Source organism: Kribbella sp. NPDC050281 (assembly GCF_040655855.1).
Classification (GTDB): Bacteria; Actinomycetota; Actinomycetes; order Propionibacteriales; family Kribbellaceae; genus Kribbella.
Window position 1 is genome coordinate 117,209 of the sequence record NZ_JBFAKS010000025.1, and the last position, 21,060, is coordinate 138,268.

Here is a 21,060-nt window from a genome sequence, read left to right on the forward strand (position 1 = left end):
GCAACATCAGATTGTGAACTACATTGATGTAGTTCAGCTTTGAATTGTAAACATTGAGTTACAGGCGTAACAAGCACCCCATTCGCCCCTGTTGTCACATCCGTACCAGCACTTACGGTCAAGAGACGCTCACACGGGGAGATGGATCGATGCGTAACGTCGTACGGATAGTGACCGGGCTTGCCGTTCCAGTGCTGGCCGCCGCGGTGATCACCGCAGGTTCGCCCGGCTTCGGGGCGTACAAGGTGAAGGACGGCGACACCCTCAGCCACATCGCCGCTCGCTACGGGACCACGGTCAAGGCCCTGGTTGCCCTGAACAACCTCCCCGGCAACGGGAACGCCATCTACGCCGGCGAGACCCTCAAGGTGCCGGGCCAGAAGACCAGGACCGCCTCCGGCCACCCGGCCAAGCGCACGGTCGCGGGCGGCCGGGTCACCTATGTGGTGAAGCCGGGCGACACGATCACGAGGATCGCCAAGCGGTTCCGGTGCTCGCAGGCCAATCTGCTGGCCGCCAACGGATTGAAGGTCAGCGACCGCATCTACGCCGGGAAACCGCTGCAGGTGCCGGTCACGATCAAGCCGAAACCCAAGGCCAAGGCACCGGCCAAGACGAAGAACAACACCTTCGCCGGCCGCACGTACGCCGACCACATCGTCGCCCAGGCCAACCGCAACCGGGCCGCCCTGAAGAAGCGCAAGCTGCCGACCCGGACGCAGCTGCGCAGCCTGATCGTCAGCACCTCGAAGCGGTACGGCGTCGACCCTGAGCTGGCGCTCGCGGTCAGCTGGCAGGAGTCGGGTTGGAAGCAGCGGGTGGTCTCCCCCGCCAACGCCGTCGGCGCGATGCAGGTGATCCCGTCGACCGGGCGGTTCGTGTCCGGCATTGTCGGGCGCAACCTGGACCTGCTCAAGCCGCAGGACAACGTCACCGCCGGTGTGGTGCTGCTGGACCGGTTGACCGGCGCCGCGAAGCTCGATATCGCGGTCGCCGGGTACTACCAGGGCCTCGGCGGGGTCACGAAGAACGGCATGTACCCGGACACGAAGCTGTATGTGAAGAACGTCCTCCGGATCAAGGCACAGCTCGAACGCGGCTGGGACCCACTGCGGTGAGCCTGGCGCCGTCACGCTGAGCCCTTATCTACACTCTCTGAGCAGGACGGCTTCGAGAGGCGGCTCACCGCAAGTGACGGACGACGTGGACACGCAGGTCAGCGACCGCCTCGTCGGGCGAGTGCTCGACGGACGGTACCGCGTCGGCGCGCGTGTCGCGAAGGGCGGGATGGCCACCGTCTACCAGGCCCTCGACACGCGGCTGGACCGGACTGTCGCCCTGAAGGTGATGCACGACGGGCTCGGCGACGACGCCCAGTTCGCCCGCCGGTTCGTCGCCGAGGCGCGGGCCGCCGCCCGGCTGTCGCACCCGAACGTGGTCGCCGTCTTCGACCAGGGTGACGACGACGGCACCTTGTTCCTGGCGATGGAGTACGTGCCCGGCCGCACGCTGCGGGACGTGATCCGCGAGCAGGCGCCGCTCCCGCCCGCCCGGGCGCTGGACCTGCTGGCTCCGATCCTGTCCGCGCTCTCCGCCGCCCACGACGCCGGCATCGTCCACCGCGACATCAAGCCCGAGAACGTGCTGATCGCCGACAACGGCGCGGTGAAGGTCGCCGACTTCGGCCTGGCCCGGGCGGTCAGCGCGACCGGCAACACCGCGACCCAGGGCCTGCTGATGGGTACGGTCTCGTACCTGGCGCCCGAACTCGTCACCGACGGCAGTGCGGACGCCCGCTCGGACGTCTACTCCTCCGGCATCCTGCTGTACGAGATGCTCACCGGGAACAAGCCGCACTCCGGCGACACCCCGATCCAGGTCGCCTACGCGCATGTGCACGCCGATGTTCCCGCACCGTCGCTCGAGGTGCCGAGTATCCCGCCGTACGTCGATGCGCTGGTGCAGCGTGCGACGGCCCGGGATCGGGATCTGCGTCCCGCCGACGCGCGGGTGCTGAGCCGGCAGGTGCACCGGGTCCGCAGTGCGCTCGAGGACGGCCTGCCGGACGACCCGGAGCTCACCGGCGACCTCACGGTGCCGATCCAGCAGATCCGTCAGGACAGCGGCTACGACGACGGCTACACCCGCGATGTGCCGACGCTGACGGGTGAGAACGGTCACGTCCTGCGCCACGACACGATCGTCGTACCGGTGGAGAAGGGGCGGCCGACCGGTGGCCCGGCAACCCGGGTCCAGGCGCCGCCGCCGCGTCGGGGCCGCGGACTGGTCGCGCTGGTCCTGATCCTGGCCGCAGCCATCGGCATCGGTACGGCAGCCTGGTACTACGGGATCCACCGCTATACGAGCACGCCCAACCTGGTGAGCATGGTCCCCGCGGTGGCCGCCGCCGAGGCCGAGAAGGCCGGACTGCGGACCACTCTGGCCAACCAGGACTTCTCCGAGAACGTGCCCAGGGGTCAAGTGGTGTCGACCGACCCGGCTGCGGGTGACCGGATCCGGAAGAACGGCGAGATCAACCTGACCGTCTCCAAGGGCCCGGAGCGCTACCGCGTGCCCCAACTGGCCGGACTGGAGCTGGAGGCCGCGAAGAACGCGCTGGCCCCGATCAAGCTGAACGCCGGCCAGATCGTCGAGCAGTACAACGAGACCGTGCCGACCGGGCGGGTGATCGCGTTCAGCCCGAAGTTCGACACGGTCGTCAAGCCCGGGGACGCGGTCAACTTCGTGGTCAGCAAGGGCAAGAAGCCGATCACCGTGCCGGACACGACCGGGAAGTCGTACCAGGACGCGAACAGGCAGCTGCGCAAGCTCGGCCTCCTGGTCGACCGCACCGAGCAGTACGACGAGAAGGTGCCGGAAGGCAACGTCATCAGCCAGACCCCGAACACCGGCACCCTGTTCGCCAAGGACAAGGTCCAGTTGGTGGTGTCGAAGGGCCCACCGCTGCAGGACGTTCCGGACGTCAAGCGCAAGAGTCTCGCCGATGCGCAGAAGATCCTCACCGACGCGGGCTTCATCGTGAAGGTGGAGAAGGCGCCGTTCAACCTCGGGCTGAACATCGTCGCGGCGCAGAACCCGGGCGCAGGAAAGAAGGCCCAGCCCGGCAGCACCATCGTGATCACCGTCCTCTGATCCGTTTTGCCTTCTGTGCAAGGCGTCTGATGAGATGTCCGGCGTGAACCACCCACGTCTGGCCGTGCTGGCCCTGCTCGCGGTCGCGGCGGCGTGGGGATCCACGTTCTTCCTGACCAAGGACCTGCTCACCAGGATGGACGTCGCCGACTACCTGGCGTTGCGGTTCCTGATCGCGTCCGTCGCGCTCGTGCTGGTGCACCCACCGGCGATCTCCCGCCTGAGCCGGCTCGACCGGGGGCGAGCCGTTGCCCTCGGCATCACCTACGGCATCGCCCAGCTGGTTCAGACCGAAGGCCTGCGGCACACGTCGGCGAGCGTGTCCGGGTTCGTCACCGGCATGTACGTCGTCTTCACCCCGCTGCTGGCCGCCGTCATCCTCCGGCACAAGATCGGCCGCTGGGCCTGGGTCGCTGTGTTCCTCGCCACTGTCGGGCTCGGCGTCCTGTCGCTGCAGGGCCTCAGCCTGGGCACCGGCGAGCTGCTCACCCTCGCCTCGGCCGGTCTCTACGCCCTGCACATCATCGGACTGGGCGCGTGGTCCACCCCGCGGAACGCCTTCGGTCTGTCGGCGCTGCAGATGATCGTCATCACGATGGTCTGTGCGATCGGCGCGCTGCCCGGCGGATTCGCAGTCCCGCCCACCGGAGGCGACTGGGTCAGGGTGATCTACATGGCCCTGGTCGCCGGCGCGCTCGCGCTGATCGTGCAGACCTGGGCACAGGCGCATCTCACCCCGACCCGGGCAGCGATCGCGATGACGATGGAGCCGGTGTTCGCGTCCGGTTTCGCGGTCCTGTTCGGGTCCGAGAGCGTGACGTGGCGCATGCTGGTAGGTGGCGCATTGGTCGTGTCAGCGATGTACTTGGTCGAGCTCGCACCGCGGCGCAAGTTCGAGGCGGAAGTGCAACACCTGGCCCAGTAGGGGGAACGATGCGGGACGACAACGCGCGACGCGACCGGTGGTTCCCGGCCGTCGTGATCGTCGTCCTGCTGACGATCCTGGCCGCCGGTACGGCGAACAACCTCGTGCGCAACCCACAACCCCGGCTCGTCGCCGACGGCGTACCGATCCACGGGGCCGCGCAATCCGCGGGAGAGCGCGGCGAGCTGATGCAGCACGCGATCGCCGACCTCGACGCACTCACCCTCCCCAGCGGCGCCACGCTGGCGGGCTGGGACGGCCCGTGGCGGTTCGTCTGGCCGCGCGACGCGTCGTTCGTCGCGGCGGCACGGTGCTCGATCGGACAGTACGACCAAGCCGACCGGGTGCTGCATTTCCTCGACGGCATCAAGCCGTCGTCGGGCCGTTGGGAAGCCCGGTACTCCGCGACCGGCGCGGTGATCCGCGACGGGCGTGAGCCACAGCTCGACGGGTCGGGATGGGTGCTCTGGGCAACCTGGTTCTGCCGGGCCGGTGCGAAGTACTGGGAGCTGGTCCGCGAGTCCGCTGACGAGATTGTTTCCGAGCTGACCCCGGACGGACTGCCCGCGCCGTCCCCCGACTACTGGGAGCGGCCCGAGTCGACGGTGACGCTGGGCATCGTCGCCCCGCTCCTCACCGGCCTTCGGTCCGCGATTCAGATCGCCACGCAACAGAACCACGGCGACGAGGCCGCACGCTGGCAGACCGCACTCGACAAGTTGTCCACAGCAACGGATCGCGTCTTCGGTCCGGACTATCCGCGAACGCCGGCGCACGCGGTGAGCTTCCTGGAGCCGGGACTCGAGCCGATCGGGATCGGTGGTGGTGCCGATGCGATCGTCACCGTGCTCGGACCACCGTTCGCTCCGGCCCGGGACGCCGTGTCCACGGCGATCGACCGGACTCGCGGCGTACTGACGCAGCCGAACGGAGGCGTGACGCCGGGCGAGGACTGGCGCACCGACGGCGTGGCCTGGACGCCGCAGACGGCGTTGTTCGCGCTGAGCGCGGCGGCCCGCGGAGACCAGGCGACCGCTGAATCGTTGCTGTCCTGGCTCGACCACTACCGGACCAGCACCGGCGCGCTGCCGGAGAAGGTCAACCGCGACCTGGAGCCGGCCGGCGAGGCTCCCCTGGGCTGGACCTCGGCCCTGGTCGTCCTCACCGGCGCGGCACTGCACAAGCCGCTACCGATTCCCGGTTAGCAGATCTCCATCACGTCGTGCACCGGCGCCTCGGGGCGCGCCGTACTCGTCTTGGCCGAGTAGAAGAACGCGGTCGACGCGATGTCGTCCTGCAGCGGCAGATAGCGGCCTCCCGACCGCCAGCCAAGGGCCTGTACGTCGACCCGCAGCCGCTCCTTGAACCGGATCGGATCGGGCAGGTGGAAGCGGTACATCCCGAACCGCTGCTGGCTCGCGTACTGCCCGTCCGGCCGGATCACCTGCGGCATGCCGAGGTACGGCGTACTGAACTCCGTGTAGCCGCCGAGGTGGGGCACGTCGAAGTTCCACGCGCCGCCGAAGTAGTCCTCAGTCCCGGTGCCGCAGATGGTCGGGAACTCGTCGTCGCCGTCGAGGTAGAACTTCACCTCGCCCTCGCCCCACCAGCCGGTGCTGTTGACGCCCCAGGCGACGTACGTCCCGACGTAGTGGCCCGGGCCTTCCACGCCGTCCAGCAGCGTGTGCACGGTCTTCGACTGCAGCGGGTTGCTGCGCCGCCACTGCGCATGCAGGTACGCCGACTTGTCCGGTACGGTGCCCAGCCAGTAGTCCACCTGGAAGTACACGACCACCTTCTCGTCGTGCGTGTTCTCCAACGTGACTGTGGCCCGCTCGGCGAACGGCATCTCCCAGTAGCAGTTGAAGCCGCCGTTCGGGTTCACCGCCACCGGCAGCGAGTTGACCTGGGCGAACTTGCCCCAGCCGGAGCAGAAGAAGTCTCCGACCGGTGTCTCGATCGCGGGCGCCTCGTCGCCGTCCCAGTGTGCGCGCAACACCAGCCGCCGCCAGTGGTCGACGTGCGTCGTCAGCCAGATGTGAGTGATGCAGCCGGAACCGGCGATGTCCGCGAGCGTGGCGGTCTCGCCCGGGCCGATCTCGATCGACGGCGACACCTTCCAGCCCTGACCGAGATCCCGGGCCGCGCGCGCCCCGGTCCCCTCGGTCCGCCGGCCACCCTGCCCGGGCTCGCCGGTCGGGTTCTCCGCACTGATGGACCGCGACTCGACGTCGGCGAGCGCGCTGATGCCGGACAGATTCCCAAGAGTCATACCGCGACCCTAGGCCGCGTCAGGGTCCCCAAGAAATCGATTGCCCACCAAGTGGACCACGCCGGTTGATCAGCAGGGGCGGACCTTGGCGTCGAGGCCGTGCTCGAAGGAGACGCAGGCCCACGGACGGCCCTGGTCGGCCTTCGCGCGGACAATCAGGGGGAACGCGGTGGCGCCGCGGACTTCCGGGGCCTTGTCGGTCTTCAGCGAGCCGATCGCGCCACCACGGGACTCGGCGGCCGACTTCACGTCCTCGATCGTGACCGCGCTGCGCGCGGCTTTGGTGGCCGCGTTCTCGGCGTCAGTGGCTACCGCGAGGGCGAACTCGATCTCCGGCGGTGTGGCCCAGGTCGTCTGGGTCACCGGGATGACCAAGCCGAACATCACCAGGCCGATCGCCGTGACGACCTGGCGGATGCGGCGGGTCTGGTCGGTGAGCAGCAAGGCGGCGCAGCACAACGCCAGGAGGAGCGTCAGTCCGCGCAGGATCCAGTGCCGGTCGAGCCGGCTGTCCAGCGCGAGCCCGGCGGCGAGTGCGATCACGACACAGAGCACGGCGGCGCCGAGCGCCCGGAGCCGGGGAGACACGGAAGGCATGGCGCAGACGATAGACGCTCGCCGTTCGTCGCAGCGCACGGGCCGTTGGGCGATCCAACCGCCGGACAGGATCGTGCACCATCGACGGTCCTGGCACATTGTGTGAGCTCCCACCGCCCCCTAGGGATTGGATCGCATCGTGCCTCATGACGCCCACACCCCCGGATCCTGGAGCATCTCGCGGCGCCGCGCTCTGCAACTCACCGGAGGTCTGGCCGCGGTCACCACCACCGCGTCCGCAACCTCGACCGCCTCTGCTGCGCAGGCGGCCGGCAATCAGGCCCTGCTGTCGGAGGGCACCAACTTCATGGTCTCGGTCTCCCCCGACGGCCGCTGGCTGGCCTTCGACCTGGTCACCGCGATCTGGGTGACACCGGCCGCGGGCGGTGAGTCGCGGCGGCTGACCGACGACCTGCAGGACGCGACCAGACCACGCTGGTCGCCGGACGGCCGGCGGATCGTGTTCCAGTCGTACCGCGACGGCAACTTCCACCTGTGGACGATCGGGATTGACGGCCATGGTCTCAGTCAGCTGACCAGCGGCCGGTACGACCACCGCGAACCGCATTTCACGCCCGACGGCCGGTCGATCGTCTTCTCCTCCGACCGGGGCGGCAACGGCAGCTACGGCATCCACCGGCTCGACGTGTCCGACGGCAAGATCGTGGCCCTCACCGACGACCCGAGCGATGAGGCCGAGCCCGCCGTCTCCGCCGACGGCACGAAGATCGCCTTCACCGTCGACGCCGCGTCGATCGTCCAGCTCGACCTCACCACCGGTGCGCGTACGACGCTGGTCGCCGCAGAGACCGGGATCACTTTGTACGGACCGGCGTACTCCCCGACCGGTCAGCTGGCCTACGTCCGGCTGGCGGGACCGGTGTGTGACCTGGTCGTTGGCGACGAGAAGGTGACGAGTGGGAAGGACGTGTTCGCCGTACCGCCCTCGTGGGCATCCGCGAGCGTCGTCTTCTACACCGCCGACGGACACGTGTTGCGGCACAGCGCCGGCGGCCCGCACACCGTCGTACCGTTCACCGCGACCGTCCCCGTGACGGCGAAGCGGCCGCGGCCGAAGGTGCCGGACCTGGAGTCGACCGCGCACCGGCCGGTGCTCGGGATCGCCTGCCCGACTGTGTCACCGGACGGCGAGTGGATCGCGTTCCGGTCCCTGAACGCGTTGTGGCTGGCGGCCACGAGTGGCCGTGGGCAACCACGCCAACTGGTTGCCGACGGCTATTTCAACTCGGATCCCGACTTCTCGCCCGACGGCAGCAAGTTGCTGTACGCCAGCGATCGGGACGGGACCGCGGACCTGTGGCTGCACGACCTGAAGACCGGTGCCGACAGCAAGCTCTCGTCGTTGCCCGGGGCACAGACCGCGCCGCGGTTCTCCCCGGACGGGAAGCAGGTCGCCTACCAGGATCAGGACGGGATCGCGTGGGTGCTCGATCTCTCCTCGGGCCAGGTCCGTCAGCTGACACCGACGTTGTTCCAGCCCGGCCGGGTGAGCTGGTCGCGGGACGGGAAGACGATCGTGCTGGCGGCGGTCAAGCCGTTCTCCAAGCGGTTCCGCGAAGGCACCAGCCAACTGCTGTACGTCGATGTCGCCACGACAGCACTGGAGTACGTCGAGCCGATGCCGTTCCGCTCACTGGCTACCCGCGGCGACGACGGCCCGGTCTTCTCCCCCGACGGCAAGTGGCTCGCCTTCGTCGTCGAGAGCCTGCTGTACGTCGCTCCCGTCGACGAACGCGGGCGGTTCACCGCCGAGCCGAGGGCGATCACCGACGAGGTCACCGACTCGCCGGTCTGGCAGGACAACGAGACCCTGCTTTACCTGAACAACGGCCGGCTGCGGCGCACGACTCTGCGCGGCTCTCGCCCGCAGACCATCAAGCTCGACCTGCAGTGGCGCCGGGCGATTGTCAACCAGCACGTCACGATCCACGCCGGCGCCCTGTGGGATGGCCGCGCGACCACGCTGCGCCGCGACGTCGACGTCGTACTGGACGGGTCGCGGATTGCCGCCGTACGGCCGCACCAGGGACGGGCGGACATCGACGCGTCGGAGCTGACGGTGATGCCCGGGTTGATCGATGCGCACAACCACTGGCACCTGCGTGGGCGGGCGTGGGGTGCGCGGCAGGGCAACCTGTGGCTGTCGTACGGCATCACGACCACGCGGTCGCCCGGCGATCCGGTGTACCAGATGCAGGAGACGCGGGAGGCGCTCGCCCACGGGTCGTTGGTCGGGCCGCGGTACTTCGCGACCGGTGAGGCGATCGACGGGTCGCGGGTCTACTACAACTTCATGCGGCCGACGCTGTCGGTAGGGCAACTCGGTCTGGAGCTCGACCGGGTCGAGGGCCTTGCGTACGACCTGGTGAAGACGTACGTGCGCTTGCCGATCGATTACCAGCGTCGCGCGATCGCCGCCGTCCACCGACTCGGACTGCAACTGTCGTCGCATTACCTCTATCCGGCCGAACACCTCGGCATGGACGGCATGGAACACACCGGCGCGACGAACCGGCTGGGCTACTCGCACACGGTCAGTCGGCTGGGCCGTGCGTACGCCGATGTCGTCACGCTGTTCACGAAGGCCGGGCTGTCGGTCACGCCGACGCTGTTCAACTCGACGATGGCGCACGTCGACGACCCGTCCCTGCTCACCGACCGGCGGACGACCACCCTGTTCCCCTCCTGGGAGTACGCCGCTCTGCAGACCGAGGTGAACACCGCGGCAGGACCAGCGGGGGCGACCACGCGGGAGTTGCTGCGCGGCAACGTCGACATGGTGCTGCGGATCCACCGCGGCGGTGGATTCGTGATCTGCGGCACCGACAGCCCGCTCGACAACGTCGCGGTGTCAACGCATGCCAACCTGCGATCGATGGTCGCCGGTGGCTTCACGCCGTACGAGGCTCTGACGACCGCTACGCGCAACCCGGCGCGGTGGCTGAACCTCGAGGACAAGCTCGGCGTGATCAAGCCGGGCGCTCAGGCTGACCTGTCGTTCGTGACCGGCGATCCGCTGGCCGACATCCGGGTCGCCGCCGCGGTAGACCGGGTGATGGTCGCCGGCAAGCTGCACACGGTCGACGACCTGCTCGCGCCGTACTCCGGTGGCGCCCGGACGACCGCCGCCGTACCGGCTCCCGCGAATGCGCCGACTCCGCTCACCCGGGAGCAGGCGCACTCACACGACAACACCTACTGGTGGCACGAACCCGAGTGGCTCCACAGGGTGTGCTGCGAGGGCTGACGCCTTCGGGCCTCCGTGATCTGTCAGAAGGTGGTCGTGAGGTTCTGCGTCTGACCGGTTGCGGAGGCTCGGTACGCGGCCTCGATGATGTCGATCACGTGGCGCGCGTGTTCGGCGGTGACGATCGAAGGCTTGCCCTCGCGGACCCAGTCGACCAGCTGCATGACGTCCTCGTACACGTGCTGCTCCTCGATCTCGCGGTGCACACCGGTCACGTGCGGAAGCAGTGCCTGGTTGCCCGGGCCACGCGGCGCCAGCTCGGCGGGGTTGCGGTTGGGGAAGTCGAACGGCTCATCGTCGAGCAGCAGTCCGTCGATCGTCCCCTTCGTCCCGTAGTACGCACCGCCGAATCCGCCCCGCATCCCTCCTGCGGCGGTCCCGGTCGCGACGCAGAACAAGTTGTCACCGAAGTCGATCAGCACGATGGTGTTGTCGTCGGCCTCCGTCCGTACCTCCGTCCCTCCGCTCGTCCGCACGGGAATCCGTACGCCGGACATCGCGGTCACCCGCTTGGCCGGGCCAAGGATCCCGGTCACGGCGTGCAGCCCGTACACCGTCATGTCGTACATCGGCCCGCCACCGGGCTTGCGGAAGTACCACGACGGATCGATGTTCGTCAGTACGTCGCTGCCGCCGCGCACAGCCTCGTCCTCGTGATAGGTGCCGAACGCCGCGCCACAACTCACCCACGACAACGTCCCAATGGCGCCCTCGGCAATCAACTCACGGGTCCGGACGTGATGCGGACGCAGCATCTCGCCCGGCGAGGCAACAATCCGCAGATCGTTGGCCGCGGCAAGCTCGATAAGCTCCGTCGCCTCGGCGACGGTGATCGTCATGGTCTTGTTGAAGTGCACATGCTTCCCGGCCTGCAACGCCAGCTTGCCCTGCTCGTAGTGCAACCCGATCGGCGAAGCAATCGTCACGGCATCGACATCCCCACGAGCCAGCAGGTCCTCGTACTCCGTGAACCCCTGCGCCACCCCGAACTTCTCAGCCGCCGCTTCCGCCCGCCCGGGCACCGGATCACACACCGCCGCCAGCGTCACCCGCCCGGCAAGATCCCCCTGCCCCAGATGCGGAAGAATCCCCCGCACCGAAATGCTCCCTGCCCCGACAACACCCATCCGCACCGAATCCGCCATGCACCCGATCCTCCCACGCGGCACCCCTCCCGGCAGGTCCCTCGGGTCGGATAGGTTTCGGCGGCATGAGCGTTGTCGAGCATGTCGTTCTCATTCACGGGACCTGGGGTCGCGGGAGCAGCTTCCGTGAGGCCCGGGCTGCGTTCGAAGCCCGTGGGTTTGCTGTTCATACGCCGACGTTGCGCCATCACGAGCTGCCTCTGCAGGAAGGTTCGACGCAGGTCGCGACGCTCAGCCTGACGGACTACGCCGACGACCTGGTCGAGGTGTGTGAGTCACTCGATTCGCCGCCGCTGATCGTCGGACACTCCTTGGGTGGGTTGCTGGCCCAGCTCGTCGCGGCCCGGACGGCGCATGCCGGTCTGATCGGGGTGTGCCCAGCCCCGGCGGCCGGGATCTTCGCCATGTACCCGTCCATGAGCCGGCTGTTCCTCAGTCACTACCTCCAGCCGCGGCCCTGGGCCAAGCCGCTCCGTCCGACCTGGGAGAAGTTCCAGGTGGGCGGGCGTATCACGCAGACGCTGGAGGACTCCCGCGCGCGGTTCGCGGACCTCGTCTGCGAGTCCGGCCGCGCGTACTGCGAGATGGCCTTCCCACAACTCGACCGCCGCAAGGCGTCGCGCGTCGACTACGCCGCGATCTCCGGCCCGGTCCTCATCTTCGGCGGTGCCCAGGACCTCACCGTGGTCCCCGCAGTCTGCCGCGCCACCGCCTCGAAGTACCCCAACGCCACCTACCAAGAAATCCCCGACGCCGACCACATGCTCCTGTTCGGCAAGATCCTCCAGACCACCATGACCCACATCGACAACTGGCTCGCCACCAACAACCTCACCTCCCCCGAACCGACTTCCGATCAGCGTTCGGGGTGAGGCAAAAGCAGGAAGCCAAGGACCATGCCGAGCAGACAGGGCAGGCCGTGATTGTCGTGCAGGATCGTGTCGACTACGGCCAGCACCGGGACGGCGAGCGCCAGGATCCGGAGCGGCAGTGGTGGCGTGACGCCGTACCGGCGCGGAGCCACGAGGATCACCGTCGCCAGCCCGCCGATCAGACCGGCCACGCACATCGAGTTGCCCGCGCCAACCGGGTTGAGCCACACGTAGCTCATGAGCTGCCCGAACCATCCGCAGACGAAGTAGAGGACCAGCCATCGCCACCGCCCGAACACGCGCTCGGCGACCGAGCCGACGACGGCCAGCAGGATCAAGTTCGAGACCAGCCCCGACGCCCAGCCGTCCTGGAAGAACATGCCCGTCAGCAGGCGATACCACTGGCCGTCGTCGATGTACGACGCGTCCCGCACCACATGCTCATACAGCGGCCGGTACACCAGTTGCGCGATCCCGCAAGCCAGTGTCACCAGAAACACAACACCAGTCAGCACCGGCCGCCGCGGTCCAAAAGCAAGTGCCGAAAGCGGCCTACGTTCCGCAGTACGAGTAGTCACAACGGGAACCTAGCGCCCGACCACCGCCGCACCCCCGCCATTTGTCACAACGAACCCTGCCATTTGTCACGATCAGCTGCTGGCCATCCGCCGGCAACGGTTCCGTCGACCGCGGGCGCCGGCCAAGTAGTCGCACGCACGCGTGGGTCGGCCGCAGTACTGCTAGAACGGGAGTTTCGGCTGGGGTGGGGCGTGGGTGGGGTCTACGCCGTCGAAGAGGCTGCTGACGGATTCGCCCTCGTGGATGCGCTTGATTGCTTCGGCGAACAGGCCGGCGACCGAGCTGACCTGCAGCTCGGGGAAGCCGGCGGGCCGCGGCACCGTGTCGGTGCTGATCACCTCGGTGACCGACGGGTGCGACCGGAGCCGCTCCACTGCCTTCCCGGCGAACAGTCCGTGGGTAGTGGCGACGGCGGCCTGGGTGCAACCGCGGTCTTTCAGGCGGTCGAGGAGTTCGATGATCGAGCCGCCGGTGGCGATCTCGTCGTCGAGGATGATCGCGCGCTTGCCGGCTACGTCACCGACGATGGCGTCGATGATGACGCGGTCGTCGGCCAGGCGCTGCTTGCTGCCGGCGGCGACCGGGAGGCCGAGCAGCCGGGAGAACTGGGTGGCGGTCTTCGCGTTGCCCAGGTCCGGGCTGACCACGACCGTCTCGGTCAGGTCGCGGCCGCGGAAGTGGTCTGCGAGTACGCCGATCGCGGTCAGGTGGTCGACCGGGACCGAGAAGAACCCGTGCACCTGGGGTGCGTGCAGAGCCATGGTGAGGACACGGTCGACGCCGGCCGTGACCAGGAGGTCCGCGACGAGGCGACCGCCGATCGAGATGCGGGACGCGTCCTTCTTGTCCGACCGTGCGTACGCGTAGTGCGGCATCACGGCGGTGATCTGCTCCGCTGAGGCGCCGCGCGCGGCGTCGATCATCAGGAGCAGCTCCATCAGGTGCTCCTGCGTCGGCGGCACCAGTGGTTGCACGATGTACACGTCTCGCTGCCGACAGTTCTCCTGCAGTTGTACCTGCAGGCAGTCATTGCTGAAACGATGGATTTCCACCGGTGCGAGCGGTACGCCGAGATCGGCACAGATCCGCTCCGCCAAATCAGTGTGGGCACTTCCGCTGAACACGACGATCTCTCGCACGGCTCTCCCCGAACGCTGCGAACCCCGACGCCTGCAGCCTATCCCGGGCCCGCAGGGACCACCGGCCCGAGGTCGGCATCTGGTCGCGAGAACTGCTGAGCGCCCTTCGGGCAAGTAGGGGATGAGCCCGTCTGCCCGGACGGGCTCTGCCCAGTTGACGAGGAAGCACATGGTGCACTCCAGACCGAGACCGCGGTGGATCGCCGCCGCGGCGCTCGCCCTGTCCATCGGCCTCACGGCCCAGAACCCGGGCCTTCCGGCGGCCGCGGCCGGCCCGCCCGCGACCATGACCGCCGGCACGCCCTCGGCAGCACCGAACCGGACCATCACCTTGATCACCGGTGATCAGATCACCCTCCGCGGTGGTGAGCTGAGCAACCCGAGCATCCGGCGCGGGCCCGGCCGCGAGCACATCACCTTCCGAGCCCTCCGGATCAAGGGCCGCCTCACCGTCATCCCGTCCGACGTGGAAGCCGACGTTGCCGCCGGCAAACTCGACCGCAGGTTGTTCGACATCGGCGGCCTGCTCGAGGACCACTACGACGACGCGAGTACGACGGCCATCCCGTTGATCGTGACGTACGCCGCCCGCGCCAAGCGCTCCGCGATCGAGGGCGTGACCACCACCCGCGACCTGCCGGCGATCAACGGCAGCGCGGTCAAGCTGGCGAAGAAGGACGCGGCAACAGTGCTGTCCCGAATCCGCGATGCCGGTCCGGCCAAGATCTGGCTCGACGGCAAGCGGACAGTGAGCCTGGACCAGTCGGTCCCGCAGATCGGCGCACCGGTCGCCTGGCAGGCCGGCTACACCGGCAAGGGCGTCTCGATCGCCGTACTGGACACCGGCGTCGACGCGACCCACCCGGACCTGGCCGACCGCATCGCCGGGACGAAGAACTTCACCGACCAGCCTCCGGGCGACACGGTCGGCCACGGCACCCATGTGGCTTCGACCATCGCCGGCACCGGGGCGGCGTCCGGCGGCAAGTACCGCGGCGTCGCTCCCGACGCGAAGCTGTACGCCGGAAAGGTCTGTCCCGACAGGCAGTGCTCGGACTCCGCCATCCTGGCCGGGATGGAGTGGGCTGCCACCGAACTCCACGCGACCGCTGTCAACATCAGCATCGGTGGCCCCGACACCGCGGAGATCGACCCGCTCGAGGAGGCCGTCAACCGGCTGACGCAGGAGACCGGCACGCTCTTCGTGATCGCGGCGGGCAACTCCGGTCCCTGGGCCTCCTCGCTTGAGTCGCCCGGCAGCGCAGAGGCGGCGCTGACGGTGGGCGCGGTGGACAAGCAGGACCAGTTGGCCGAGTTGTCGAGTCGCGGCCCGCGGCTCGGTGACGGCGGGACGAAGCCCGATGTCGTCGCCCCCGGGATCGACATCGTCGCAGCCCGCGCGAACAGCGAGGGCGGCGAGCGGTACGTCGCGATGGACGGTACGTCGATGGCGACACCGCACGCGACCGGCTCGGTCGCCCTGCTCGCGCAGGAGCACCCGGACTGGAAGGCAGCCGACTTCAAGGCCGCGATGATGGCGTCCACCAAGCACCTCGACGGGCTGACGCCGTACGAGCAGGGAACGGGCCGGATCGACGTCGGCCGGGCGACGCAGCTGCAGGTGACGGCGGCGCCGGCCAACCTCATCTTCAACGCCCTGTGGCCGCACACGGACGACACCCCGGAAACCAAACCGGTGACGTACCGCAACCTCGGTGACCAGCCGGTGGCGCTGACCCTGAGCGCGACCACGACCGGTCCGGACGGCCAGCCTGCTCCCGACGGGGCGATCAAGCTCAGCACCACCAGCCTGACGATCCCGGCCGGCGGCATCGCGACGGTCGACGTCACCTCCGACACCCGGCACGACGGCCCGGACGGCCGCTACGTCGGCAGTCTCACCGCCACCGGTGCCGGCGCGACCGTCACCACGCCCTACACGGTCACCAAGGAGGTCGAGAGCTACACCCTGAGGCTCAACTTCATCGGTCCGGACGGCGAGCCGGGCGTGACCCAACCGATCATCTACGGCATCGACAACGGGTACTACGAAATCGCGGACGCCAGCGGCACGCTCAAGCGGCGCCTGCCGAAGGGGCGGTACCTGATCGACAACTACCAGTACACGTCCGAAGACGCCTACGTGATGGTGAAACCGAGCACGTTGCTGAATGCCGACACCACCCTGACGCTCGACGCCCGGCGGACCAAGCCGATGGATCTGACGGTGCCGGAGCCCGAAGCGAGTCCCATCATCAGCGTGGTGCACTACGAACTGCCGCAGTCGCCCGACGGCTACAGCTCGTGGATCCTCGCCCCCGGGCCCTCGCACCTGCACACCGCCCAGGTCGGCGAGCGACTGCCGGCCGAGCAGTGGAGGGCGTGGTTCCACACCGAGTGGGCGAAGGTTGCGCCGAACGGGTTCCCGGACGACTCGCCCTTCGTCTACGAGACGATGGACCCCTTCGACGGTTACCCGACGGGGTTCACCCGGCACATCGGGCCCGGTGATCTGGCCGTCGTCGACCAGTCGCTGCACCGTGCGTCGCACGATCTGGGCGGCGTGGCGATGACTGGGTGGATGGACAATCGGAGAGTCGAGTTCTGGCCGCCGTTCCCCACTTACAGTCTGCCGGCCCGACGCCGGCTGTTCCTCGAGGGCGGACGGTTCAGCTGGGACACGGAAGTGGATGAGATCGGCGCGGATGGGTTCGCGGTCGCGGGTGCCGTCGGGGCACCGAAGAGTTACCGCGCCGGCCACAGCTACGAAGAGCACCTCAACGTCGCCGCGTTCACCCCGACCCCACTCGCCGCGACCCGCTCGGACGATCGGCTGTCCGTCGACTTCTCACCGACCACCGACGCCACTGGCGCCCGCGGCCTCACCCTGACCGACGCGGCAAACAGTCGTCTGATGCGGGACGGGCAGCCGGTGGCAGAGTCCGCCACGTTCGGGAGCATCACGGCCGGCGGTCTGGCCCCCGAGAAGGCGCAGTACGTCCTGGAGTCGTCGCTCACACGACCGAGCTACGCGGCCTACTCCACCAGGATCGATGCGCGCTGGAGCTTCGCATCGGCGGCGGGCACCAAGAACCTTCCGCTCCTGGGCGTTCGTTACCAGCCGACGGTCGACATCAACAACACCGCAGCGCGTACGCCGGTCACCACGCTGCCCGTGGTCGTCCAGGCTCAGCCCGGCGCCACGCTGCCTCGCATCCGCTTCGCAACGCTGCAGTACTCCGCGGACGGCGGCACCACCTGGCGTACGGCACCGCTCGCTCCTGGCAGCGGCGGAGAGTACACCGCGATCTTCCCGACTCCGAAGGAGGGCAAGACCGTCTCGCTCAAGCTGCACCTGGCCGACGCGGACGGGAACACGACTGACCTGACCACGATCGACGCGTACCACCTGCGCTGACCGAACGCGCCGGAACCCTCGCCTACTGAAGGATGCGGGCGAGGGTTTCGGCCGCGGTGCGGCAGTCGGCGGTCAAGGCGTCGAGGTGGGTCACCACGCGGAGCTGGGTGTGGCCGACACCGCCGACGAGTACGCCGGCCGCGCGCGCAGCTTCGACCACCTGGGCGACGGTCTTGCCGGTGGCGGCGAGGTCGGCGACCACGATGTTGGTCTCGACCTGGTCGGGTTTGACGGACCCGGGGGCGGCGTCGGCGAGGACCGACGCGACGAGACGCGCGTTGGCGTGGTCTTCGGCGAGGCGCTCGACGTTGTGCTCGAGCGCATAGAGACCGGCCGCCGCGAGTACGCCGGCTTGGCGCCAGCCTCCGCCGAGGCGCTTGCGCCAGATGCGGGCCTCGCGGATCAGCTCGGTCGAGCCGACCAGCACTGAGCCGACCGGCGCACCCAGGCCCTTCGACAAGCAGACACTGGCAGCAGCCGCCCGCGACGCGTACGCCGCGACCGGCACCCCGGACGCTACCGACGCGTTCCACAGCCGCGCACCGTCCAGATGCAACGGCAGCCCCAACCCATCCAGTTCGTCCGCCAGAGCGTCGTACCCGTGCTGGATCGCGCCGCCGCCGAAGTTGTGCGTGTTCTCGACTGACACCGCCGCGGTGGAGACGAAGTACGACCCGAGGTCCGGCGCGATCAGCGCACGGATCTGCTCGAGGTCGATCTGACCGGCCGGCGCGCTCCACGTCCGCGTGGTGACGCCGCTGACGGCCGCGTGCGCGCCGAGCTCGGCCCGCGCGATGTGTGCGCTCGCCTCGCACAGGATCTCCGCGCCAGGCGGCACCAGCGCCCGTACGCCGAGCATGTTCGCAAGCGACCCGGTGACGGTGAACAAGCCGGCCTCGTGCCCGAGCAGTCCGGCGACCGTCTCCTCCAACCGGTTGATGGTCGGGTCCTCGCCGTACACATCGTCCCCGAGAGGTGCCGAAGTCATCGCCGCCAGCATCCCCGCCGACGGCCGGGTAACGGTGTCAGACCGCAGGTCAATCATGCTCACGCTCGCGCGCCCCGCAGCCGCTCGGCGACCAGGAACGCGAGCTCGAGCGACTGGTGCCGGTTCAGCCGCGGGTCGCAGGCGGTCTCGTAGCGGTTCACCAGATCCTCGGCGACCAGTTCCTCACCGCCGCCCAGGCACTCGGTCACGTCGTCGCCGGTGAGCTCGATGTGCATACCGCCCGGCCAGGTCCCCACCTGCTCGTGCGCGTCGAAGAAGCCCTGGACCTCGTGCATGACGTCCTCGAAGTTGCGGGTCTTGTATCCGTTCGGCGTCTCGAAGGTGTTGCCGTGCATCGGGTCGCACACCCACGCGATCGGTGAGCCGTGGTCGCGGACGGCCTCCAGCAGCGGCGGCAGCCCGTCGCGGATCTTCCCGGCGCCCATCCGGGTGATGAAGGTCAGCCGGCCCTCGATGCCCTTCGGGTTCAGCTTGTCGATCAGCGTCCGGATGTACTCCGGGGTCGTGGTCGGCCCGATCTTGACACCGAGCGGATTCGACAGCGAGGCCAGGAACTCGACATGCGCGCCGTCCAGCTGCCGCGTCCGCTCCCCCACCCACAGCAGGTGGCCGGACACGTCGTACGGCTGCTGGGTGCGCGAGTCGATCCGGGTCAGCGCGTGCTCGTACTCGAGGATCAGCGCTTCGTGGGAGGCATAGAAGTCGACGGTCTTGAACTCGTCCGCGGTGGCGCCGCAGGCCCGCATGAAGGCGAGCGCGCGCTCGATCTCGGACGCCAGCCGCTCGTACTTCTGCCCGACCGGCGAGGACTTCACGAAGTCGGTGTTCCACGCGTGCACCTGGTGCAGGTCGGCGTACCCACCGGTGGTGAACGCACGGGTCAGGTTGAGCGTGGCCGCGGCCGCGTTGTAGACGCCGCGCAGCCGGTGCGGGTCCGGGTTCCGCGCCTCGGGAGTGAACTCCAGCCCGTTGACAGCGTCACCCCGGTACGACGGCAGCGTGACGCCGTCCCGCGTCTCCTCACCGGAGCTCCGCGGCTTGGCGTACTGGCCGGCGATCCGGCCGACCTTCACCACCGGCACACTCGCGGCGTACTGGAGCACGACGGCCATCTGCAGCAGGACCCGCAGCTTGGCCCGGATGTTCTCCGCGGTCACACCGTCGAAGGTCTCCGCGCAGTCACCGCCCTGGAGGATGAACGCCTCGCCGCGGCTGACCGCACCGATCTTGGTGGTCAGGTCGTCGCACTCACCGGCGAACACCAGCGGCGGCAGCTTGCGCAGCTCGCCGATCACCTGGTCCAACGTGGCGGAATCCGGCCACTCCGGCTGCTGCAGCGGCTTCAGCGCCCGCAGATCATCCAGGCCCGGCACCCCAGGCACTTCCCCCGCACTCACCGTCGCGAATTGCATGCCCCAACTCTAGGCCAGCCCCGCATCCCCACCCCCGCCCGTCTCACCCTCCCCGAGATGCCTGACTGGGGAGGATCTCATCCCCGAATCGGGCAGCGAACCACCCCAAACCGACCGGTTATCCACAGGGGGGAGGAGGTGGGGAGGGGGCAGGGGGGATCGGTGCATGTTGTGGGTGACGGAGGAGGTGAGAGATGGCGGAAGGGGTCGGCAGGGTTGATGCGTTCGTCGAGCTGCGCCGGCGCCAGCGGGGTACCTTCAGCAGGGCCCAGGCTCTCGCTCACGGGATCACGGACAAGGTGCTGGGACGGAGGTGCCGGGCGCTACAGATCCAGCGGGTCCACCCGGGGGTGTACGTCGACTTCACCGGCCCACTGCCGTGGGGGACTCGGGTGTGGGCCGCCTGGCTGGCGTACGGACCGGAAGCTGCGCTCGCCGGCCAGACGGCACTGCGCCAGTACGGCGTGGAGGGCAGGTGGATCGATGACACCATCCATCTTGCACTCCCGCATTCGCGCCGTGTCGACGGTCGCCCCGGAGTCGTCGTCAGTCGCCATCGGGACTTGCCGGCGCAGCTCCAAGGGTCCCGCGAACCACCGATGGTGCGTCTCGAAGTCGCCCTACTGACAACCGCGAGTACGGCCGCGGATGTGTCGCGCAAGGCGGCGATCCTGCTGGACGCGTGCCGGCAGCGCCGGACCACGCCCGCCCGTCTGATCGGCGAACTCGACGTACTCCCGAAGTTGCCGACCCGGAGGGTGTTGCGCCAGATCCTCCTCGACGGGGTGGAAGGAGTTCAGTCGTTCCTCGAGCAGGTCTACCTGCGGCGGGTCGAGCGCCTCCATCGCCTGCCGCGCGGTACACGGCAGGCGCGGGTCGAGTCGACCGGCGGGGGCCAAGTCTTCTACCGAGACGTCGAGTACACGCCGTACGACCTCATCGTCGAGCTCGACGGCCGGGCGGGCCACTCCGACTCCCTGTCGCAATGGCGCGACATGGGCCGGGACAACCTAGCCGCACTCAGCGGCAAGGTGACCTTGCGCTTCGGCTACCAACTGGTCGCGCATCCGTGCGAGGCCGCCGCTCAGGTCGCCGCCGCCCTCCGCCTCCGCGGCTGGAGCCGCTCCCCCCGCCCCTGCTCCCCCACCTGCCCCACTCTTCCCCTCGCGGGCTAGATGTACCCGGTCATGAGGTTGGTTGCAGTCTGGTGATGGGTGGTCGGCCGCCGAGTGCGGTGTGTGGGCGTTGAGTGTTGTAGTGGTTGAGCCAGG

Annotated in this window: 16 protein-coding genes; 8 read left to right on the forward strand and 8 right to left on the reverse strand. The window is 68.8% G+C overall.

Features of this window, described 5'->3' with window-relative positions:
- The first annotated feature begins 149 nt into the window (after window positions 1–149).
- The 4 genes from AB0I34_RS25975 (at window position 150) to AB0I34_RS25990 (ending at window position 5,283) form a co-directional block, all read left to right on the forward strand.
- Window positions 150–1,118 (forward strand): LysM peptidoglycan-binding domain-containing protein, encoded by a 969-nt coding sequence (locus AB0I34_RS25975; protein WP_360449560.1) that lies wholly within the window; start codon window positions 150–152, stop codon window positions 1,116–1,118.
- Between the two features lie 73 nt (window positions 1,119–1,191).
- The gene (pknB, locus tag AB0I34_RS25980) at window positions 1,192–3,153 is read left to right on the forward strand and encodes a Stk1 family PASTA domain-containing Ser/Thr kinase (protein WP_360449562.1); all 1,962 of its coding nucleotides are present in this window, start codon (window positions 1,192–1,194) and stop codon (window positions 3,151–3,153) included.
- Between the two features lie 34 nt (window positions 3,154–3,187).
- Window positions 3,188–4,078 (forward strand): DMT family transporter, encoded by an 891-nt coding sequence (locus tag AB0I34_RS25985; protein WP_360449565.1) that lies wholly within the window; start codon window positions 3,188–3,190, stop codon window positions 4,076–4,078.
- 8 nt (window positions 4,079–4,086) lie between these two features.
- On the forward strand, window positions 4,087–5,283 hold the full coding sequence (locus AB0I34_RS25990) for a glucoamylase (RefSeq protein WP_360449568.1): 1,197 nt from the start codon (window positions 4,087–4,089) through the stop codon (window positions 5,281–5,283).
- Here AB0I34_RS25990 and AB0I34_RS25995 read toward each other — a convergent pair.
- Together AB0I34_RS25995 and AB0I34_RS26000 are read right to left on the reverse strand one after the other, a co-directional pair.
- Window positions 5,280–6,350 carry a glycoside hydrolase family 172 protein gene (locus AB0I34_RS25995; protein WP_360449571.1) on the reverse strand — a complete coding sequence of 357 codons (1,071 nt, stop codon included), beginning with the start codon at window positions 6,348–6,350 and terminating at the stop codon, window positions 5,280–5,282. The two genes, AB0I34_RS25990 and AB0I34_RS25995, sit on opposite strands and share 4 nt — an antisense overlap.
- 69 nt (window positions 6,351–6,419) lie before the next feature.
- Window positions 6,420–6,947: a hypothetical protein gene (locus AB0I34_RS26000; protein ID WP_360449574.1), complete on the reverse strand. Its 528-nt coding sequence runs from the start codon at window positions 6,945–6,947 to the stop codon at window positions 6,420–6,422.
- A gap of 139 nt (window positions 6,948–7,086) precedes the next feature.
- Here AB0I34_RS26000 and AB0I34_RS26005 point away from each other — a divergent pair, with 139 nt between their 5' ends.
- On the forward strand, window positions 7,087–10,215 hold the full coding sequence (locus AB0I34_RS26005) for an amidohydrolase family protein (RefSeq protein WP_360449576.1): 3,129 nt from the start codon (window positions 7,087–7,089) through the stop codon (window positions 10,213–10,215).
- A 23-nt stretch (window positions 10,216–10,238) separates the two neighbouring features.
- On the opposite strand, the gene AB0I34_RS26010 is transcribed toward AB0I34_RS26005, so the two are convergent.
- A complete protein-coding gene (locus tag AB0I34_RS26010) occupies window positions 10,239–11,360 on the reverse strand; it encodes a Gfo/Idh/MocA family oxidoreductase (RefSeq protein ID WP_360449579.1) in 1,122 nt (373 codons plus the stop codon).
- A gap of 65 nt (window positions 11,361–11,425) precedes the next feature.
- Between AB0I34_RS26010 and AB0I34_RS26015 the strand changes: the two genes are divergently transcribed.
- On the forward strand, window positions 11,426–12,232 hold the full coding sequence (locus AB0I34_RS26015; protein WP_360449582.1) for an alpha/beta hydrolase: 807 nt from the start codon (window positions 11,426–11,428) through the stop codon (window positions 12,230–12,232).
- Here AB0I34_RS26015 and AB0I34_RS26020 read toward each other — a convergent pair.
- Both AB0I34_RS26020 and AB0I34_RS26025 read right to left on the reverse strand, forming a co-directional pair.
- Entirely contained in the window at window positions 12,217–12,723 is a 507-nt protein-coding gene (locus tag AB0I34_RS26020) for a rhomboid family intramembrane serine protease (protein WP_360449584.1), read from the reverse strand. The two genes, AB0I34_RS26015 and AB0I34_RS26020, sit on opposite strands and share 16 nt — an antisense overlap.
- Before the next feature lie 249 nt (window positions 12,724–12,972).
- Window positions 12,973–13,950, reverse strand: a complete 978-nt coding sequence (locus AB0I34_RS26025; RefSeq protein ID WP_360449587.1) for a ribose-phosphate pyrophosphokinase — start codon at window positions 13,948–13,950, stop codon at window positions 12,973–12,975.
- Between the two features lie 169 nt (window positions 13,951–14,119).
- Here AB0I34_RS26025 and AB0I34_RS26030 point away from each other — a divergent pair, with 169 nt between their 5' ends.
- A complete protein-coding gene (locus tag AB0I34_RS26030; protein ID WP_360449590.1) occupies window positions 14,120–17,368 on the forward strand; it encodes a S8 family serine peptidase in 3,249 nt (1,082 codons plus the stop codon).
- A gap of 22 nt (window positions 17,369–17,390) precedes the next feature.
- Here the strand turns inward: AB0I34_RS26030 and AB0I34_RS26035 are convergent, their stop codons facing one another.
- Window positions 17,391–18,413 (reverse strand): GntG family PLP-dependent aldolase, encoded by a 1,023-nt coding sequence (locus tag AB0I34_RS26035; RefSeq protein WP_360449600.1) that lies wholly within the window; start codon window positions 18,411–18,413, stop codon window positions 17,391–17,393.
- A 2-nt stretch (window positions 18,414–18,415) separates the two neighbouring features.
- A complete protein-coding gene (locus AB0I34_RS26040; protein WP_360449593.1) occupies window positions 18,416–19,789 on the reverse strand; it encodes a class II 3-deoxy-7-phosphoheptulonate synthase in 1,374 nt (457 codons plus the stop codon).
- A 194-nt stretch (window positions 19,790–19,983) separates the two neighbouring features.
- Here AB0I34_RS26040 and AB0I34_RS26045 point away from each other — a divergent pair, with 194 nt between their 5' ends.
- Window positions 19,984–20,964 carry a type IV toxin-antitoxin system AbiEi family antitoxin domain-containing protein gene (locus AB0I34_RS26045; RefSeq protein ID WP_360449595.1) on the forward strand — a complete coding sequence of 327 codons (981 nt, stop codon included), beginning with the start codon at window positions 19,984–19,986 and terminating at the stop codon, window positions 20,962–20,964.
- 10 nt (window positions 20,965–20,974) lie between these two features.
- Here the strand turns inward: AB0I34_RS26045 and AB0I34_RS26050 are convergent.
- A partial coding sequence (locus AB0I34_RS26050) for an integrase core domain-containing protein (RefSeq protein WP_360447391.1) occupies window positions 20,975–21,060 on the reverse strand: 86 nt, incomplete at its 5' end.

Bases quoted from the DNA above. Each gene is read 5' to 3' on its own strand.
- AB0I34_RS25975 (WP_360449560.1), top strand. From the start codon at position 150: ATGCGTAACGTCGTACGGATAGTGACCGGGCTTGCCGTTCCAGTGCTG.
- AB0I34_RS25985 (WP_360449565.1), top strand. From the start codon at position 3,188: ATGTCCGGCGTGAACCACCCACGTCTGGCCGTGCTGGCCCTGCTCGCG.
- AB0I34_RS25990 (WP_360449568.1), top strand. From the start codon at position 4,087: ATGCGGGACGACAACGCGCGACGCGACCGGTGGTTCCCGGCCGTCGTG.
- AB0I34_RS25995 (WP_360449571.1), bottom strand. From the start codon at position 6,350: ATGACTCTTGGGAATCTGTCCGGCATCAGCGCGCTCGCCGACGTCGAG.
- AB0I34_RS26000 (WP_360449574.1), bottom strand. From the start codon at position 6,947: ATGCCTTCCGTGTCTCCCCGGCTCCGGGCGCTCGGCGCCGCCGTGCTC.
- AB0I34_RS26010 (WP_360449579.1), bottom strand. From the start codon at position 11,360: ATGGCGGATTCGGTGCGGATGGGTGTTGTCGGGGCAGGGAGCATTTCG.
- AB0I34_RS26015 (WP_360449582.1), top strand. From the start codon at position 11,426: ATGAGCGTTGTCGAGCATGTCGTTCTCATTCACGGGACCTGGGGTCGC.
- AB0I34_RS26030 (WP_360449590.1), top strand. From the start codon at position 14,120: ATGGTGCACTCCAGACCGAGACCGCGGTGGATCGCCGCCGCGGCGCTC.
- AB0I34_RS26035 (WP_360449600.1), bottom strand. From the start codon at position 18,413: ATGATTGACCTGCGGTCTGACACCGTTACCCGGCCGTCGGCGGGGATG.
- AB0I34_RS26040 (WP_360449593.1), bottom strand. From the start codon at position 19,789: ATGCAATTCGCGACGGTGAGTGCGGGGGAAGTGCCTGGGGTGCCGGGC.
- AB0I34_RS26045 (WP_360449595.1), top strand. From the start codon at position 19,984: ATGGCGGAAGGGGTCGGCAGGGTTGATGCGTTCGTCGAGCTGCGCCGG.